A 15,788-nucleotide genomic window follows, 5' to 3' on the forward strand; every position below is an offset into this window, starting at 1 on the left:
CTCCCGCACCCGCCCCACCGACCCGTTGACATGCTGCACCTGAAGCGGTACCGTGGCCGCCGACATGCGAATCCGACACGGAAGGCACGCGATGAGGCCGCTCTGCATTGGAGAAGCCCTGGGCACAGCCGCCGACGAGGCAGCGCGCAGGGCGTGATATAGGAAAGAGACGTCGGCGCGAGGCGCTGGGCTTTAGGACCCGGCGCCCGCCGCGCCGTGCCTTGACCGGAAGACGCCGCGGGCCCTCGTCCGCGGCGTCTTCGCGTTCCGGGGCGTCCGGGGCGCGGCAGGTTAGGCGGCCGCAGGGCGCGCCGCCTCCGTCCGGATTCGAAAGGCTTTCACCCATGTCAACACAAGCGTTCTTCGCCGAGGGCTCCCTGCCCCGGCGCATGGCGTCGTTCTCGGCGCCCCTCGTCGCAGCCAACCTGCTCCAGTACCTCTACCAGTTCGCCGACATGGCCATCGTCGGCCACGTCCTGGGCGAGACGGCGCTCGTCTCCGTGAGCAACGCCTCATCGGTCGCCTTCGTCATAAGCTCGATAGTGATCGGCCTCACAGCCGGGGGTGGCGCGGTCGTCGCCCGCCGCGCCGGCGCCGCCGACCTGGCCGGGCAGCGCAGGGCCTTCTCTGCGCTCCTCGTCGTCTGCGCCGCGCTCTCGGCGGCAATCGCCGCGGCCTCCTTCTTCGGGGCGGTCCCACTGTTCGCCGCCATGGGCGTGCCGGGCGGAGCCGCGGCTGACGCCGCTTCCTACATCCGCGTCGTCGGCGGGGCGTCCTGCTGCTCGTTCCTCATGAACGCCGCCTGCGCGTTCCTGAAGGCGCAAGGGGACGCGCGCACGCCGATGCTGGCGATGGCGCTCTCCGCGGCGGGTAACGTCGCGCTCGACCTGCTGCTCGTCGCGGGCCTCGGCATGGGAGTCCCGGGGGCCGCCTGGGCGACCGTCGCCTCGCAGGGAGCCGCCGGAGCGGCGGCGCTCGCCGTCGCCCGTACGCGCCTCCCCGGCGCCCGCTCCCTCGCTCCGTCTTTGCGCGACGCGCGGGCGGAAGCGCTCGAGGTGCTGCGCCTGGGCGTGCCGGGGGCCGTGCAGCAGGCGGTCATCAACGTCTCCTACGTGGCCGTGACCGCGATCCTGAACTCCTACGGGGCCGACGTCGCCGCGGCGGCGGGCGTGGGGCTCAAGGCGAGCACGCTCGCGGGCCTTCCCTGCTGGGCGGTCGGGCAGGCGATAACCACCGCCGCGGCGCAGTGCGTGGGCGCCGGCAGGCCGGCGCGCGCGGTCGAATCGCTGCGCGTCGGGCTCGCCCTCGCCGTCGGCGTGACGCTCGCCATGCAGGCCCTCGTCCAGATCTTCGCCCCGCAGCTCGTCGCCGCGCTCGGCGCGCGGACGCCGGAGGTCGTCGACGCGGCGGTCCTCTACCTGCGGGTGACCTGCAGCGTGAACGGCCTCTTCTACGCGGCGATGTACGCCTTCGACTCGTTCGCGCTCGCCGTTGGCGCCCCGCGCGTGGTGCTCGCGAACTCGCTTTCGGACGCCTTCTTGGGCAGGGTGGGCCTCGCCGTCCTGCTGGGCGCGGCAGGCTTCGGCTACCTTGGCGTGTTCGCCGCCCAGGCCGCCTCCCCGGCGCTCCCATCCGTCGTCGGCGCATTGTACGCCCGGCATTGGGCCAAAAGGCACGCCGGACAGGACGAGACGCTCTAGCAGCGGCAGGGGGAGGGATGGGCTTTCCTTCGCGAGCTCCAATGGACGACGCCGACGTCATGGTCGGGCTCATAGAGCAGGCTCGGCGGGAGCGCGGCATCAGCGTCGCCGAACTTGGTCGCCGCATCGGGGTCGACAGGAAACGCCTCTGGCGCGTCCTCAACGGCGAGAGGGCAATGCGCGTCGACGAGTTCGTCAAGCTGTGCGCCTTCTTCGGGATGGGGGTCGGAATGTTCGTGCCGGCGAAGCCGGCGAGGGGCGTTGATTTGGATGCGCCCCCTTGGCATCGTCCCTAGCGGAAACCCGAGCCCCTCCCTCCCGTCTTCGCAACCCGCCACGCGGCATTCCTCGCGCGGCTGATCGGTGGTATCCTGACGGCGAAGGTAAAAACACGATCCCGTCGGGTAGTCGGGATGCGGGCGGCCCCGTTGCGGCAAGCCCGTCAGTAACCTGCCTCTTGGGTTGTCCCTCCTTCACGTAAGCGCGCGTGCTTTCCACGTGCGCGCGAGCATGCTCACATGCGACGTGAAGGAGGACACATGAGCATGAGCAAACTCACGGTGCGGTTCGAGGACCCGTTCTGGGTCGGCATCATCGAAGTCGAGAGCGAGGGGGATTACCGCGTCGCCCGCCACGTGTTCGGCGCGGAGCCCACGACCCCGGAGGTCCTGCGCTTCGTATGCGACAAGTGGCGGGAGCTCCGCTTCACGGACGGCATCCAGATCCAGGTCGAGCAGGCGAAGCGGGTCAACCCCAAACGGCTCCGCCGGATGATCGAGAAAGAGATTCGATCGAGCGCCCGCCGGGGGACGAAGGCGCAGCAGGCTCTTGCCGAGCAGCGCGAGGCGGCGAAGGGGAAAGGCGAGGCGGTTTCCCGCGCCCGCCGCGAAGAGCGTCGCCGCGAGAGGTTCGCGAAAAAGACCGAGAAGCGCAAGCGAAAGCACCGCGGGCGCTAAGGCTCATCGCCGCACCCCGCAGTTCATCAAATGAGCGCATCGCCACCAAGCCGGCAGCAGCAATGCGATCGCGCGGCGTCCGGAAAATGCGGAATGGTCGACGACGAAGGCCGCATCGTGATGCGGCTGGAGCAGGCGCGCGCCTACCGCGGCATCAGCGTTGCCGAGCTTGCACGCCGCGTGGGAGTCGACCGCAAGCGCCTCTGGCGCGTCCTCAACGGCGAGCGCGCCATGCGCGTCGACGAGTTCGTGAGGCTGTGCGTTTTCTTCGGGATGGGAATCGGGGCGTTCGCGACAGCGGATTTGATGCGCGAAATAAGAAGCGGAGGCGTCGCGGAAGAGCCGGGGAGCCGCTGAACCCCGTACCAAAGCAAGAGGCCTGTTTCGTGTACACAGCACCCGGAACAGCTCTTGGCCGCCTCCTCCGCCGCCCGAGAAACGGGGGCACTCCCTCTGAACGAGGACGTACCCCCGCCGGGGACAAACCGCCCCGGCCGGAGGCGGCGGCGCTCCGCCTCGCCTGCGCTCGGCTACGCTTCTCGCGGGGGATCCCCCGCGCCCCTGCGGCGGCTCCGCCGCTTCACGCCCAAGTCCTAAGGAGGCGAGCCGCCGTTTGGAAAGGCGCCCCAAGCAGATGCACCTGCGCATGTCCGAAAGAGAGCTCGCCGCGGCCAAGGCGCTCGCAGGCGAGCTCGACATGACGGTCTCCGACCTCGTGAGGGTCCTCCTGCAGCTTCCCGCGGATTCCGTCGGCACCGGCGCTCGCCTCGTGGTCGTCGACCGCACGACCGCAGCCAAGCTCTCGCGCGAGATGACGCGCTGGGGGCACCACTACAACCAGGCGGTCCACGCCCTCAACGCCATCGCGTACTACCTGAGGGCGAACGACATAGACGCCCCCGACGTCCTGGAGGAGCTCGCCCGCGCGGAGCGCAAGCTCGAAGAGATGCGCCCGGCGGTCGAGTCCCTGCGGGGCGAGGTGGCCAAGCTGTCCGGCGAGGCGCTCGCCGCCCTCTGGAGGTGAGCGGCTTGCCCATGCTCAAGGCCATCTCGGGCCACACCTCGACGAAGGGGATCCGCCGCTACCTCACGAAGAAGAACCGATCCCTCGCGGAGGACTGCCTCAACCTGGACCCTCCCGAGCCCGGGAGGGCGTTCGACTGGGCCGCGGCGATGGACGAGACGCGCCGGCTTTTCGGCAACGACTCGGCGTGGCGCGGGCGGCGCGCCCGCACGTACAAGCACTATGTCGTGTCGCCCGACCCGAAGGACGGGGTCTCGCTCGACGGCCTGCGCGCGCTCGCGATCAGGTGGGCGCAGGAAAGCTTCCCTAACCACGAGGTCGCCATCGTCTACCACGACGACAACGCCAACGGCATCCCGCATGCCCACGTGGTCGTGAACAACACCGACGTCGAGACGGGGAGGCGGCTACAGGACCCCGACCCGAAGGCGCTCGCGAGGTCCCTCCAGAGAATCGCGGAATCCCTCGGCATGTCCCCGCTGGAGCCGCCTGCGCCATCCGGGGTCGCCTCCCGCGCGGCGAGGCGGGACGCGAGGCCCGCGCCCGGGACGTACCGAGACGAGCACGTCCGACGGGCAGAGAGGGAGCTCGCGGACCGCGGCGAGTACTCCTGGGTGGCCGGCATCCGCGCGCGCGTGAAGGTGGCGCGCTCGGTGTCGCGCAGCGAGGCGGAGTTCCGCAGCCTGCTCGCTTCGCTGGGCGTGGAGGTCTCGGACAACTCCCCGAGGGCGGCACGGAGGGACTGGGTCTACTCCCTCGCCGACGCGCCGACCCGGAAGGTGAGCGGAGAGCGGCTGGGGCTGTCGTACGGGCGCGAGCGGCTCCAGCCCCTGTTCCGCGCGGGCGGGGCGCGCAGGATCGCGGACGCGGGCGAGAGGGCGATAGCCGCAATCGCCCGCCGCGCGGTCGAGGTCGGCGACCTGGAGGAGCTCAAGACCCTATCCGAGGCGGTCTCCCTCATCGAGTCGTCACACGCGGCGTGCGCCGCGGACCTCGACGGGCTCGCCGCGAAAGGCGCGCCGCCAAGGCTCGTCGACTACGCCCGGCAGTCGGGCAGGCCCATTCCGCAGCCGACGCCGCCCGCGTGTCCGGGGCGAACGACCACGCGCCGGCAGCCCCTTCGGGACGACTCCGCGCCCGGGCCCCGCAGAGACGAGAGGGGAAGGGAGGGCCACGAACGATGATAGTGAAGGCGTACTACGCGGGCGGGCGCATCGACGTCTTCGACACTGACCACCTCGTCGACGCCGTGCCGCAGACCGGCAACCTTCTCACCAACTACACGCTCGACCTTTCCGACGTGGGCGGCGACAGTCTCTGGCTGCGCTCCTACTACCACGAGGCGGTCGACGCGTACCGGGACGAGACGGGGCCGACGGGGCTTCCCGTCGCCCGCAGGCGCGACGGATGGAGCTTCCTCGTCGCCGACGCCGACGACCTGGAGCGCCTGAACCGCCTGACCGTGGACGGAGAGACCGTGCTCGTCAGGATCGCGGGAGAGCTGGTGGACGCGGCCGCCCTGTCCTGGGCGTGCGATGTCGCAGGCGGCTACAGAGAGATGGCCCTTTCGGTCCTTTCGGCCGCACGGCTCGTCTCGCCTGGCGCAATCCCGATTGAAGACGCCATAGGCGTCCCCCCGTCGGTTCTCGGCGAAATGTCGGCCGTGCACGAGGGGCTGCAAGAGGCGCCCCGGTTCTGACCGACTATCGGCGCTCGCTGCGCCCGCCTGCGGCGAGCCGGATCGCCCGTCTGGTTCTGGGCCGTGCCGTCGGCGCTTCGAGGCGTTTCCGGCTTGCTCGATCGAAATCGGTATAATTGAAATTCAATATGGTTATCGAGATCGTGCAAAGGAGACGATCGTGTCGCAAAGGGTTCGCAGCATAGAGGAGTCGAGGGAAAAAGTCGTGCGCCTGGGCAAGCGCCTGAGCATGCTTTTCGCCGCGCTGCTTGTGGCAGATTGCGTGGCGGCGGTCGCGTTCGTCGCGTTCGTCGCGTTCGTGGCGGCGGGGCTGCTGGAAGGGTCCGACGGGAGCGGGGCTTTAGGGCAGGGCTCCAGCTTCATACCGGTTTTGGCGGCATTCGTCACCGTCGGCGCGGTGCTGTTCGAACTCCGCCTCATTGCGCGAGACATCTCCAAGGACAGCTCCCCGTTCACCGCGGCGCACGCTCGGCGAATCAAGGTAATAGGATGGGTTTTCGTGGCGAACGCCCTTGTCGAGCTTCTGGCGTCGCCCGGGTTCGCGGCGGTAATCCTGGGGCCGTTCGAGTTTGTCGTGCAACCAAGCGCATCCGTCGATTTCCCCGTTCTTCCGGTTGACGTGGGAGCCATCGCCGCTGCAATCGTGAGCTTCTCCCTCTCGGCCGTATGGAGATACGGCTCCCTTATCCAGTCGCAAGTGGACGATTTGGTGTAGGGGGAGGATATGGGCAGCTACCTCATCATAGAGCTCGAAGCGCTTCTGCTGGAGAAGGGCAAGACGAGCTCCGATCTGATTCGCGCCACCGGCCACACCGCCGCGAACATCTCGAAGATACGGAACGGCAAGATAAAGGCCATTCGGATGAAGACGCTCCTCGACATCTGCGACGAACTCGAATGCCAGCCGGGGGACCTGATCAAGCGAGTGACGGACGCCGAGTTGGAGGAGCTCGTCCACGAACGGGCCAACGCCTCCTTGGCGAAGGCCACGGGCGCGGAGGGCGACCGATCCCCAGAGCGGGTCTACGTGGTCGACCTCAAGGGAGAGTGACCGGGCGAAGGGTAACGTCACGCCAACGAATTCTTGCTTTTGCGTCGATTAAAGATATAGTTATCGTATTACAGTAACTATATCGAAATCGATACATGAAGGAGGAGCTATGCGTGACGACGGGGCGCCCATCGTTCGGCTGCTCGGAGTAGAGAAGTCGTATCGCGGCGGGCATGCTCTGGGGCCGATTGACATCGAGCTGCGGCGCGGCGGGGTCTACGGGCTCGTCGGGCCGAACGGCTCGGGCAAATCAACGCTCATAAGAATCATCCTGGGGATCTCCCGGCCGAGCTCGGGCGCGGTGGAGCTGTTCGGAGAACGCTCCGAAGCAGGGCTGCGCCAGGCGCGGTGCCGCGTCGGGTACATGCCCGACACGGCATCGTCGTATCCCTCCCTTTCCGCGCGGGCAAACATCGAGGTCCGCTGCATGGAATGGGGCCTGGAGAAGCCCGACGTAGGCGGGCTTCTCGACGAGGTGGGGCTTGCCGGTGCCGGAGGGAAGCGGGCGCGCGCGTTCTCCATGGGGATGAAGCGCCGCCTCGATCTCGCCGTCGCCATGCTGGGCGACCCCGACCTTCTGGTCATGGACGAGCCGGTGAACGGGCTCGACCCCACGGGGATACTCGAGGTGCGCGAGTTCATCTCGCGCCTCAATCGAGAGCGCGGCGTGACCGTGCTCGTTTCCAGCCATATCCTCTCCGAGCTGTCCGAGGTGGCGACCGACTATATCGTCCTTTCCGAAGGGCGGCTCGTCGAATGCGCCACCGCGTCAGAGATCGAAGCGCGCGGAGGGTCGCTCGAACGCTATTACGCTTCTTTTGCGAGGCGGGGTGGTGGAAGATGACGGCGGTCGGAGGCGTTGTCGCCGCCCAGGCTAGAAAGATCTGCTCTTCGCGGGCGGTCGTGACCGTCGCATCAATCGCCGTCGCTCTTGCGGCTTTGACCATGACTTCTCCCGCGGACGCGAACGGAGGGCCCATGTTCATGATGGCCGGCGGCGCTCCCGAAGTCATCGGGGGCGCCATCGGCTTCATAGGAAACGTGATCGATGGCGACGCGGTTGCCGCATCCGCAGCGAGAACCGCATTCGTATACACCGTTCTCTGGATTCCCGTCGCGGCGGTGTACGGCGTTGCTGCGTTCTCTCTCGACTTCGGGTGCGGCGCCGCGCGCGTTTCGAAGGCCCGCGGGGCGTCTCTCGGCGCTTCGGGATGCGCGCGGATGCTGGCGTCGTTCGTCCCGCTCGCCTTGTTTTACGTCGCGGCGTGCTCCGCGTCCTTCGCCTTCAAGGCGGCCCAGTACGGCGCTGCGGCGGGACTTTCCGATTGGACCGGCTTCCTTTTCGCCGCGTGCACGAACGCGCTTCTGCTTTGCTCGGTCGCCGCGTGGTCCGCGGCGATCTACGCCGTGGTTCGCGGGACGTTCGGAGCTGCAATCATTCAGCTTGGGCTCGCCGTGATTGTGCTTTTGGGCTATCCGAGCGCGTACGGCTCGGCGGTTGCCGCAAGCTCCGCCGATCCGATTTTCCCCTGGTGCCTGAGTCCTGTGTTCCATCTTATGAACGTGTCGTCTTTATGCGCGCAAGGGACGGGGCTTCTCGCCCCTGCGGTCTACTCCGTTGCGTCATGCGCCCTGGCCTTCGCCGTTGCCGGCGTCGCTCTGAGGATAAGGGAGGTGTAGAGTGTCTCTCCCTGTATTTTCCGATTTGCGCATCGCTTGTTCGTGCGGGGTGCCCGCCGCCGTCGTCACGTGGTGGGCTGTCGTTGCCGCCCTGTATCTGTTTGCTGGAGCGGGGGCATGGGCCGCCGTGCCGTCTTCGGACTACGCGATGCTCGGATTCCTGCCCGATCCCTCATATACCGTGGAGACGTCTGGCTGCTCTGCTGGCGAAGCGGTGGTGGCTGCATGCCTGGCCCATGCCGCCGTGATGCCCGTGGCGGCTATCGTGATTTCGCATCTGATGCTTAAAGAGTCGTTTGGGAGCGGCGGGGCGGTCGTCGCTTTCGCTCGAGGAGTCGGCAAAGCGGGGTGGCTCCTGTCAAAATTCGTCGTTTCCTGCAGCGCCGTCGTCGTTCCCTTCGTACTCGCCACCGTGATACGTGCGGGGGCTTTCTGCGTCTCCGGGGAGTTTGGCGATGCCGGGATCGCGCAGATGCTCGCCCCAAGGCTTTGCGCTGCTTGCCTGGTGGCGATAGGGTACGTGGCTTTCTGCTTTGCGATCTTTCTGATCGTTGGGATTGGCCCCGTGGCTGCCGGCGTTCTCGTCGTATCCACGGTTGCCGGCTTCATTGCTCAAGTGTCCCTCCCGAACGCATGGTTCCAGACGCCGATGGGGGCGCTCGCTATGGTGTCCGGTGTTGGCTGGAACGGGACGCTCGAACTGCTTCTGGTGGGATTGGCCGCCCTTGCTGCCTGCTTGGCGCTGTCCTATGCGGGGCTGTTAAGGCGAGCGAGGGCGTGAGGTCGGAGAGCCGCTAGGCAGCGCGACGGCGATCGGTCTGGCTCCGGCACCGGTTTCCTACGGGCCGCCATACGCCAATCGCCCGATCGGAGGCTTTGGGGCTGGCCGGATTGTCTTCTCCTGAAAGCGAGTAGGGAGCTGCTTCTGGGAGCCGTCGCGGATGGCTTTGGCGCATTACGCGGCTGTTTTTGAGGGCGAAGGACCAGGCACCTGGCGAACCTTTCGATCCTCAGCCGAGAAGCGTCCTTCCTAGCTGAGTCTTGCGTTCAACGCGCACGTCACCGAGGAACGGGAAGAGTGGATGCCGCTGAAAAGATCGATTTTGTGCGCAGGAAGCGCGCCTCCTCCATCCTCGCGGCTATGAGGTCGATGTGTTCCATGGTCGCAGCGCCGTCGTGCGCCCCGGACGGGTCAGACCCTGCTTATCAGGAAGTCGCAGCTCCTCCCGCCCGCGAGTATCGTCCCGCCGGCCCGCACGTCGAATCGCCCTTCGGGGAACAGCCGCCCGAGCACGAACGCGACGCTCTGACGCGAGCATTCGCAGAGGGAGGGGTCGCGGGTCAGGCCCGTGGCGACGAGCGGACACGTGCAGCTCGAGTAGCCCATCGCCCAGATGCGGCCGGGCTCGACGACCTCGGCCGACACGCCGGGCGCGGACCCCAGCAGCTCGAAGAAGGAGTCGATGTCGCCTCCGGCGACGTCGCGCGCGCTTTCGAAATGCCCGAGCAGACCCCTCCCGGTTATGCACGCGGAGGCGCATGACCGGAACAGCAACGCGCCTTCTTCCCGCGGGAGTTCCCGCGCCGCCGCGAGCACGCCGGCGACCCAGTGCGAAGCCTCGTCGGCGCCACCCGCTTCCGTTCCGCCGCCGCCAGCCGCTTCCGCGCTCGGGTCGGAGAAGGCGACGCATTCCACCGACATCCCGGAGAAGGCGGCCTCCATGCGCGCGAGCCTTGCGGAATCGTATCCCATGCGGTCGATCTCCGCGATGTCGCGCTCGTCCTTCGGCCTACCGCTCGCCGCTTTCGCCGCCCGGCAGGACTCCAGGGTCGAGATCCCGACGGCGCCCATGCCGGGGAGCTCGCGCACCTCAACGAAGTCCCCCTCGGAAATGCCGGGAATCCGCGCCTCGAAGAGGGCGTCGAACCCCTCGAAGCACGCGAGCGCGGCGTTGCGCTGTACCAGGGCGCCGCCGTCGAAATAGAACGGGCAGAAGCTCACGGGCACGCCCTCGATGGAGGCATGAACCCCAAAGTCCGCCCGCGGCGCGTTGCATGCGAGATCGAGGGAGTCGAGCGCGCGGTCGTAGAGCCCCTCGCGCGCGAGCCATTCCCTGACGACGGGCATGTCGGCCAGATGCACCGAGAAGTCGACGTCGCCGTGGGGCCTGCCGGAATCGCATCCCGATGTCATCCAGGGAACGAGGCCGCCTTCCAAAAAGACGACGCCTCGCAGCGATTCCGCGGTCATGACGCGTAGTGCAGCGACTTTGGCCGTCGGAAACGGAAATCCTTCGTCATGCATGACGGGCTGGTTTTGGATGGAGTGGTCATGGGCGCAGTCGTCGCGCCCGGTTTCGTGGCGGTTCATACACGGTCCTCTTTTCCGGTTCGGGGCGCGCTCCGCCGCGGGCGCATCGCCCGGGCTGCACGTCCACGTCTGACGGGTCGTCGCTCGGATTTAGAGGATCGTTGTCACTGGCATCCCTTTCTGCAGGAAATAGTACATCCATAATATCAGACGGCGCTCAAGCGAAATGTCACCTTCGCGGAAGCGGAGAGGATTGTCGGCGATATCCTCTCCCGATGCGCTATAATAGCTTCTTGCCGTTAGCGGCATTCAAGCGGGTGTGGCCAAGTGGTAAGGCAAAAGCTTCCCAATGTTTTGGGTGGCACGTTCCGCTAACTTCCCTTGCAAATCCATTTTCTAAATAATCCCACGTCAGAGAGCTTTTCTCTATTCATGCACCCTCAGTGGGATGGGTTTGCGAAACGGGAGAAACACTGGAAATTCCAGTCCAGTTCCCGCGCTTTCCAACCGCGTATTCCGCATGGGGACGACCGTTCCCGAAAGAGATACGCGAACGCGCGGACGGTCGGCCGAAGGCCGCAGGGCGACAAGGCCCCGCCCCCGACTGCGGTTCCGAAACCTCCTGACCTCCCGAGACGCGGCAGCGCCGCAGATGGGAGGAAGAAAGATGACATGCAGGACGATAGCCGTCGCCAACCAGAAGGGAGGGACGGCCAAGACCGCCACGGCGCTGAGCCTGGGGGTCGCGCTCGCCAGGACGGGGAGCCGGGTGCTCCTCGTCGACGCCGATCCCCAGGGAGACCTGACGAAGTCCCTCGGATGGAGGGACCCGGACTCGCTTGAGACGACCCTCGCCACCCACCTTTCCGCCGCGATAGCGGGCTCGGACGACGACCCCGCGGCGGGGATGCTCCGCCACCGCGAGGGCGTCGACCTCATGCCCTCCAACATCGAGCTCGCCGCCATGGAGATGGCGGTGTTCATGGCGATGTCCCGCGAGCGGATGATGGGCGCCTGGCTCGCGCCCATCAAGTCGGACTACGACTACGTCATCGTCGACTGCGCGCCCACCCTGGGAATAATCCCCATCAACGCACTGGCCGCCGCGGACAGCGTCCTCATCCCGGTTTCCGCCGAATACCTCCCGGCATCCGGCATGACCGGCCTCCTGAAGACCGTGGCGCGGGTCAGGAGGCAGATAAACCCCGGCCTCTCCGTGGAGGGCATCCTCGTCACGCTCTACGACTCCCGCAACAACCTCGCCAGGGACGTGGAACGCACCGTCAGAGGCCAGTACGGGAAGGCGTACCGCGTCTTCGAGACCGTGGTGCCCCGCGCCGTTTCCGCCGCGGAGGCGGCCGCTGCGGGTGAAAGCGTATTCGCATACGACCCCGATGGCAAGGTCGCCGCGTCGTTCTCCCGCCTCGCGGAGGAGGTGCGCCGTGGCTAGGAGGAGGGCGGCGGTGCCGCTGCCGAGCATCGACGACCTGTTCACGTCCCAGGAGGAGCGCGACTCCGCGGCGGCCGGGTCCGTGGCGTCGGTCCCGCTCGGCCTCATCGACCCGTTCCCGAACCATCCGTTCCGAGTCGCCGACGACGAGGATATGGAGGCGCTCGCCGAGAGCGTCGCGGAGAACGGCGTGCTCGTCCCCCTGACCGTGATCCCGGGGGACGGCGGCAGGTACACGCTAGTGAGCGGGCACCGCCGCAAGCGCGCCGCCGAGCTCGCCGGCCTCGCAGAGGTTCCGTGCATCGTGAGGGAGATGACAGAGGACGAGGCCGTCATCGCCATGGTCGACTCCAACCTGCAGCGCGAGAGCATCCTTCCGAGCGAGCGCGCCTTCGCGTACTCCATGAGGCTCGAGGCGATGCGGCGCCAGGGAGAGCGCACCGACCTGACTTGTGTCCAAAGTGAACACAAGTTGAAGGGCAGGAAATCCAGGGACGTGCTCGCCGAGGAGCTCGGCGTGAGCAGCGGCAAAGTGAGGCGCTACATCAGGCTCACCCACCTCGTCCCGGGGATACTCGACCTCGTGGACGAGGGGCGCATGCGGATGCTCCCCGCCGTCGAGGTCAGCTACCTCTCGCGGCGCGAGCAGGAGACGCTCCTCGACGCGATGCGGGAGAACGCCTGCACTCCGTCCCACTCGCAGGCCCTGAAGATGAAGCGCTTTTCGCAGGAGGGCGAGCTCGGCGAGGCCCTCATCCGCTCGATCATGGAGGAGGAGAAGCCGAACCAGGTCGAGTCGTTCAGGATCCCGAAGAGGAGCATCGCGCGGTTCTTCAGGCCGTCGGCGAGCCGCGAGGAGGTCGAGGCCCGCGTCGTGCGCGCCCTCGAGCTGCTCGAGCAGGCCGAGCGCAAGCGCGCCGCCCGGGGGAAGGGAGGGGACCCGTGGGCAATGTGATCCACAGGGGCAAGGGCTCCTTCACCCACGTCGAGAACACGGTGTTCTTCGACCGCGAGCTGTCGCTCAAGGCGAAGGGCATCTACTGCCAGATCCGCTCTCTCGAGGGCAACCCCGAGTGGGTCTTCACCATCCGGGGGTTCGCCTCGCTCGTGAAGGACGGCGTCGACTCGGTGTCCGCCGGCATCAAGGAGCTCGAGTCAGCGGGCTACATCATCCGCGCCCGCAGGCGCGGGGAGGCGGGCAGGTTCCTCAAGGCCGAGGAGGCCACTTGGATCACGCTCGACGACCCCGCGATGCACGACGCCGTGGCCGAGGAGCTGCGCGCGGAGGGTTTCGCGATCCTCTCCGAGTTCGTCCGCAAGGACCGCGCCCCGAAGGCGCGCGATGCCGCGGAGGAAGGCTGCGACGCCGAGAAAGCCCAGGTTGTCCCCAGAATGGGAAAATCCGTATCTGGTCCGGCCACATCCGGGAAAGCCATATCCGGAAAACCCAGATCTGGAGAATCCGGCGCTATTAATTACTCATGGGATAAAGCCCCTGAATCCAATCAACAGCCCCTATCCTCCTCCCCGCGGGAAGCCGGGGACGAGGGAGGCGGCGGCTTCGAGCCCTACAGGAGAGGCGAGTTCCCCGAGGAGTTCGAGAGGCTCTGCGCGATGTCGATCAAGCCTGTCGCATCCCTCAGGTTCAAGAGGTCCTGCCTCGCAGTTTGGGAGAAGAGGGTCGCGGAGGGCTACCTGCCGGGCCAGATTGCGGACGCCTACGCCGCATACGCCGAGAGCTACCGCGCTCGCAACGGCGACGACGGCAGGCTGGCGAAGAACCTGGCGAGGTGGCTCGAGGGCGACGACGGCATGCCCGTGTGGTCGGACGATCCCATACCCCCGGACGCCTTGGGATGCGACGGGGAGCCCCTCGACATGAAGGGCCTCGCGAAGGCGGACCCGGGGTTCGCGAAGCTCTGGCGCAGGGTCGCCGCGCGGCGCAGCGTGATCCTGTCTCTGCTCTACGATCGCAATCCCGGGGCGTCGAGGGAGGAGTTCGAGGCGGAATGCGAGGCGGATGAGGCGCTCGCGAGGCACATGGAGGCGTGCGAGGAGCGCTACGGGCGCTACCTCGCCCTGTGCGACTCGATGGAGGGCGGCACAGCCGCGGGAAGGAGGGTCGCGTCGTGAGGATTGCCGTGCGCTTCGCCCGATGGCTCTTCAGGGCCGTCTTCAGGTTCATGTAAAAACCCCGCCGACCTCTTCCCGACTGCGGGCCGGAACAGCGCCCGCCCCGCGGATTTTCCGTAGGGACGGGAGGGTTGCGCTTATAATGAGACGGTCACGCTAATTGAATATTCGTACGCCAAATACCGGACAGAGGGGCATCTGCCGTTTTGGGTATTTGGCGTACATTTCCCGACAGCGTGACAACTGAGGTGGATGCCTCTCTCTTCATGCCTCTGAGGCCTCCTTCCCTCGGTGACGAGCGCCTAGGAAAGGACGCCCTATGAAAGGCACCCCATTGAACACCCTACCCAAAGAATCCGTTGACGCAATCGTGCGCTCGACCGAGCGTATCGAAGGCGCGGCGTCGATCCTCGCGATGCTCGAGGAGAAGGCGGACGGGGGGCGCGTGACCCCGTCGGAGATAGCCGCCGTGAGATGCGTGCTCGAGAGCTGCGCGGCGGAACTAGATGGCGCCTGGGTAGAGGCGTGAAAACGAGAATCTTTCCCTGTGGCCTAAACGCCGCTTTTCCGGTCTCCGCAGGATTTCCGCACGGCAGCCTCGCGGATGCTCGGCGGAACCGTTCCGGATAATTTGACGAATGCGAAACCGCGCTTCACCTGCGATTATCGGTTTTTTTGGGATAAATAGCCGGATAAATCCGGATTAAGCCGGATAAATCGGACGACAGTTATCCGAGACTCCATCCCCGCTTGTCGCCCTTGGACTCGCTGCAAGCCGCCGCGCACGGGCGGGCTTCTGGCCTTCGATCGGCTTCTTGCTATGAAGCCGATTGGAGCGCCGCATCCGAAATCAGGAGGTCCTTTTGCGCGCGGTCGAGCGCCAAGCGTCTTCGAATGGCAAGGAACTCTTTGCATGAAGGATTTGACTGTCCTTGTCGGCGATGCGCCCAAATAAGGTGCTGTGGCGCAGATTGGGTCTGGCAAAATCAGGGCATCTCCGTAGGCGCCTGCCGCCTCAAAATACGCATTGGATGAAAACCTCCATCGCAACAGGACAGGTCTTATAATTATCGGGACATGTCCTGATAATATTCCATTATCAGGACACCACCGCACTACCACCGAAGGACGTCTATGACAGGCAAGCGCGAAATTCCCCAAAAAGAGGACCTCGGCTGCGAATTCAAGAGCGATCTGAAGAGGTTGCCGGACAGCGAGCTCGTCGACACCGTGGTCGCCCTCAGCAACACCGACGGAGGCGTCCTGTACCTAGGCGTCGAGGACGACGGCACGCCTACCGGCATCCATGAAGCGCACGCTGATGCCACGGGGCTTTCGGCACTCGTGTCAAACAAGACGATGCCTCCCGTCCCCGCCCGAGCCACCATGCTGCGGCTCGCCGCGGATGGATCGCCGGACGAGGAGGGCGTGCGGGTTATGGCCCTCGAGGTGCCGAAATCTACGGCGATCGTTGCCTCGAGGGACGGGAAGATCCTACGGAGGCTAATCAAAGCAGACGGATCCCCGGAAAGCGTCCCCATGTACCCGTACGAGATAATCACGCGCCTTTCGACTATCGGACAGCTCGATTACTCGTCGCTTCCCTTGCCGGATGCAAGCATGGACGACTTCAGCAAAGAAGAGCTGGCCCGCTTGAGCGTTGTGTTAGACCGCTTTGGATACTGGGACTTTTCCTATAATCTTTCTTGCTTAGATAGCAGGCGAAAGCGAAGGAGCTCCTATGGTCACCAAGGATGATGCGTGTTGGATAATCGGCCTTTCCG

General features: G+C 66.2%; 18 protein-coding genes. 17 read left to right on the forward strand and 1 reads right to left on the reverse strand.

Annotation, left to right across the window (positions count from 1 at the left end):
• Window positions 1–344 precede the first annotated feature (344 nt).
• The 12 genes from DMP06_RS08070 to DMP06_RS08125 all read left to right on the forward strand — a co-directional run bounded on the left by DMP06_RS08070 (window position 345) and on the right by DMP06_RS08125 (window position 8,891).
• Entirely contained in the window at window positions 345–1,700 is a 1,356-nt protein-coding gene (locus DMP06_RS08070; protein ID WP_123209232.1) for an MATE family efflux transporter, read from the forward strand.
• A gap of 41 nt (window positions 1,701–1,741) precedes the next feature.
• The gene (locus DMP06_RS08075; protein WP_123209233.1) at window positions 1,742–1,996 is read left to right on the forward strand and encodes a helix-turn-helix domain-containing protein; all 255 of its coding nucleotides are present in this window, start codon (window positions 1,742–1,744) and stop codon (window positions 1,994–1,996) included.
• A 243-nt stretch (window positions 1,997–2,239) separates the two neighbouring features.
• Window positions 2,240–2,656, forward strand: a complete 417-nt coding sequence (locus tag DMP06_RS08080; protein ID WP_161957867.1) for a YjdF family protein — start codon at window positions 2,240–2,242, stop codon at window positions 2,654–2,656.
• Between the two features lie 93 nt (window positions 2,657–2,749).
• Window positions 2,750–3,013, forward strand: coding sequence for a helix-turn-helix domain-containing protein (locus DMP06_RS08085; protein WP_123209235.1), 264 nt, complete (start codon window positions 2,750–2,752; stop codon window positions 3,011–3,013).
• Between the two features lie 277 nt (window positions 3,014–3,290).
• Window positions 3,291–3,680, forward strand: a complete 390-nt coding sequence (locus DMP06_RS08090) for a hypothetical protein (RefSeq protein WP_245962435.1) — start codon at window positions 3,291–3,293, stop codon at window positions 3,678–3,680.
• Window positions 3,681–3,691: 11 nt separating this feature from the next.
• Entirely contained in the window at window positions 3,692–4,864 is a 1,173-nt protein-coding gene (locus DMP06_RS08095) for a relaxase/mobilization nuclease domain-containing protein (protein WP_123209237.1), read from the forward strand.
• Window positions 4,861–5,379, forward strand: a complete 519-nt coding sequence (locus tag DMP06_RS08100; protein ID WP_123209238.1) for a hypothetical protein — start codon at window positions 4,861–4,863, stop codon at window positions 5,377–5,379. Before DMP06_RS08095 ends, DMP06_RS08100 begins: the two co-directional genes overlap by 4 nt.
• 160 nt (window positions 5,380–5,539) lie before the next feature.
• The gene (locus tag DMP06_RS08105) at window positions 5,540–6,094 is read left to right on the forward strand and encodes a hypothetical protein (protein ID WP_148042515.1); all 555 of its coding nucleotides are present in this window, start codon (window positions 5,540–5,542) and stop codon (window positions 6,092–6,094) included.
• A 9-nt stretch (window positions 6,095–6,103) separates the two neighbouring features.
• Window positions 6,104–6,430: a helix-turn-helix domain-containing protein gene (locus DMP06_RS08110; RefSeq protein ID WP_123209240.1), complete on the forward strand. Its 327-nt coding sequence runs from the start codon at window positions 6,104–6,106 to the stop codon at window positions 6,428–6,430.
• A gap of 109 nt (window positions 6,431–6,539) precedes the next feature.
• Window positions 6,540–7,274, forward strand: coding sequence for an ABC transporter ATP-binding protein (locus DMP06_RS08115; RefSeq protein ID WP_123209241.1), 735 nt, complete (start codon window positions 6,540–6,542; stop codon window positions 7,272–7,274).
• Window positions 7,271–8,110, forward strand: a complete 840-nt coding sequence (locus DMP06_RS08120) for a hypothetical protein (protein ID WP_148042516.1) — start codon at window positions 7,271–7,273, stop codon at window positions 8,108–8,110. Before DMP06_RS08115 ends, DMP06_RS08120 begins: the two co-directional genes overlap by 4 nt.
• Window position 8,111: 1 nt before the next feature.
• Window positions 8,112–8,891: a hypothetical protein gene (locus DMP06_RS08125; RefSeq protein ID WP_123209243.1), complete on the forward strand. Its 780-nt coding sequence runs from the start codon at window positions 8,112–8,114 to the stop codon at window positions 8,889–8,891.
• A 411-nt stretch (window positions 8,892–9,302) separates the two neighbouring features.
• On the opposite strand, the gene DMP06_RS08130 is transcribed toward DMP06_RS08125, so the two are convergent.
• Window positions 9,303–10,481: a hypothetical protein gene (locus DMP06_RS08130; RefSeq protein WP_123209244.1), complete on the reverse strand. Its 1,179-nt coding sequence runs from the start codon at window positions 10,479–10,481 to the stop codon at window positions 9,303–9,305.
• Window positions 10,482–11,088: 607 nt separating this feature from the next.
• Here DMP06_RS08130 and DMP06_RS08135 point away from each other — a divergent pair.
• The 5 genes from DMP06_RS08135 (at window position 11,089) to DMP06_RS08155 (ending at window position 15,762) form a co-directional block, all read left to right on the forward strand.
• The gene (locus DMP06_RS08135) at window positions 11,089–11,871 is read left to right on the forward strand and encodes a ParA family protein (RefSeq protein WP_123209245.1); all 783 of its coding nucleotides are present in this window, start codon (window positions 11,089–11,091) and stop codon (window positions 11,869–11,871) included.
• Window positions 11,864–12,826 (forward strand): ParB/RepB/Spo0J family partition protein, encoded by a 963-nt coding sequence (locus DMP06_RS08140; protein WP_245962436.1) that lies wholly within the window; start codon window positions 11,864–11,866, stop codon window positions 12,824–12,826. Before DMP06_RS08135 ends, DMP06_RS08140 begins: the two co-directional genes overlap by 8 nt.
• On the forward strand, window positions 12,814–14,004 hold the full coding sequence (locus DMP06_RS08145) for a helix-turn-helix domain-containing protein (RefSeq protein ID WP_123209247.1): 1,191 nt from the start codon (window positions 12,814–12,816) through the stop codon (window positions 14,002–14,004). The genes DMP06_RS08140 and DMP06_RS08145 overlap by 13 nt, the downstream gene beginning before the upstream one ends.
• 319 nt (window positions 14,005–14,323) lie before the next feature.
• The gene (locus DMP06_RS08150) at window positions 14,324–14,533 is read left to right on the forward strand and encodes a hypothetical protein (RefSeq protein ID WP_123209248.1); all 210 of its coding nucleotides are present in this window, start codon (window positions 14,324–14,326) and stop codon (window positions 14,531–14,533) included.
• A 605-nt stretch (window positions 14,534–15,138) separates the two neighbouring features.
• Entirely contained in the window at window positions 15,139–15,762 is a 624-nt protein-coding gene (locus DMP06_RS08155) for an AlbA family DNA-binding domain-containing protein (protein WP_123209249.1), read from the forward strand.
• The last annotated feature ends 26 nt before the right edge of the window (window positions 15,763–15,788 follow it).

This window comes from Slackia equolifaciens (assembly GCF_003725995.1).
Taxonomy (GTDB): Bacteria; Actinomycetota; Coriobacteriia; order Coriobacteriales; family Eggerthellaceae; genus Slackia; species Slackia equolifaciens.

Coding starts and splice junctions, on each gene's coding strand:
- DMP06_RS08070 (WP_123209232.1), top strand. CDS start 345: ATGTCAACACAAGCGTTCTTCGCCGAGGGCTCCCTGCCCCGGCGCATG.
- DMP06_RS08075 (WP_123209233.1), top strand. CDS start 1,742: ATGGACGACGCCGACGTCATGGTCGGGCTCATAGAGCAGGCTCGGCGG.
- DMP06_RS08080 (WP_161957867.1), top strand. CDS start 2,240: ATGAGCATGAGCAAACTCACGGTGCGGTTCGAGGACCCGTTCTGGGTC.
- DMP06_RS08085 (WP_123209235.1), top strand. CDS start 2,750: ATGGTCGACGACGAAGGCCGCATCGTGATGCGGCTGGAGCAGGCGCGC.
- DMP06_RS08090 (WP_245962435.1), top strand. CDS start 3,291: ATGCACCTGCGCATGTCCGAAAGAGAGCTCGCCGCGGCCAAGGCGCTC.
- DMP06_RS08095 (WP_123209237.1), top strand. CDS start 3,692: ATGCTCAAGGCCATCTCGGGCCACACCTCGACGAAGGGGATCCGCCGC.
- DMP06_RS08100 (WP_123209238.1), top strand. CDS start 4,861: ATGATAGTGAAGGCGTACTACGCGGGCGGGCGCATCGACGTCTTCGAC.
- DMP06_RS08110 (WP_123209240.1), top strand. CDS start 6,104: ATGGGCAGCTACCTCATCATAGAGCTCGAAGCGCTTCTGCTGGAGAAG.
- DMP06_RS08115 (WP_123209241.1), top strand. CDS start 6,540: ATGCGTGACGACGGGGCGCCCATCGTTCGGCTGCTCGGAGTAGAGAAG.
- DMP06_RS08120 (WP_148042516.1), top strand. CDS start 7,271: ATGACGGCGGTCGGAGGCGTTGTCGCCGCCCAGGCTAGAAAGATCTGC.
- DMP06_RS08130 (WP_123209244.1), bottom strand. CDS start 10,481: ATGAACCGCCACGAAACCGGGCGCGACGACTGCGCCCATGACCACTCC.
- DMP06_RS08135 (WP_123209245.1), top strand. CDS start 11,089: ATGACATGCAGGACGATAGCCGTCGCCAACCAGAAGGGAGGGACGGCC.
- DMP06_RS08150 (WP_123209248.1), top strand. CDS start 14,324: ATGAAAGGCACCCCATTGAACACCCTACCCAAAGAATCCGTTGACGCA.
- DMP06_RS08155 (WP_123209249.1), top strand. CDS start 15,139: ATGACAGGCAAGCGCGAAATTCCCCAAAAAGAGGACCTCGGCTGCGAA.